The 503-nt window shown below is 55.1% G+C and carries 5 tRNA genes; all 5 read right to left on the bottom strand.

Annotated features, from left to right (window positions below):
• Positions 1-35 precede the first annotated feature (35 nt).
• The 5 genes from ACWHAR_RS32655 to ACWHAR_RS32635 all read right to left on the bottom strand — a co-directional run bounded on the left by ACWHAR_RS32655 (position 36) and on the right by ACWHAR_RS32635 (position 477).
• Positions 36-112, bottom strand: a tRNA-Pro gene (locus tag ACWHAR_RS32655).
• A gap of 10 nt (positions 113-122) precedes the next feature.
• Positions 123-199, bottom strand: a tRNA-Arg gene (locus tag ACWHAR_RS32650).
• A gap of 9 nt (positions 200-208) precedes the next feature.
• A tRNA-Leu gene (locus tag ACWHAR_RS32645) sits at positions 209-294 on the bottom strand.
• Between the two features lie 9 nt (positions 295-303).
• A tRNA-Gly gene (locus ACWHAR_RS32640) sits at positions 304-378 on the bottom strand.
• Between the two features lie 16 nt (positions 379-394).
• Positions 395-477, bottom strand: a tRNA-Leu gene (locus ACWHAR_RS32635).
• Between the last annotated feature and the right edge of the window lie 26 nt (positions 478-503).

Raw genomic sequence — 503 nt, 5'->3', positions numbered from 1 at the left:
AGGCGCTCTCCCAGCTGAGCTAAGGCCCCGAATAATGGTCGGGAAGACAGGATTCGAACCTGCGACCCCATGGTCCCAAACCATGTGCTCTACCAAGCTGAGCTACTTCCCGTTATATATAATGGCGCGCCCGAGAGGAGTCGAACCCCTAACCTTTTGATCCGTAGTCAAACGCTCTATCCAATTGAGCTACGGGCGCATATATCAATGCCGAGGGCCGGACTTGAACCGGCACGGTAGTCACCTACCGCAGGATTTTAAGTCCTGTGTGTCTGCCAATTCCACCACCCCGGCGTGGATGGTTGGAGCGGAAGACGGGATTCGAACCCGCGACCCCCACCTTGGCAAGGTGGTGTTCTACCACTGAACTACTTCCGCAGATCTTTTTTTATAATGCGGGTGAAGGGACTCGAACCCCCACGCCGTAAAGACACTAGATCCTAAGTCTAGCGCGTCTGCCAATTCCGCCACACCCGCGTAACATGGTGAGCCATGAAGGACTC

This window comes from Bacillus sp. LR--39, from assembly GCF_053613335.1.
This window is presented reverse-complemented; position numbering and strand designations above follow the sequence as displayed.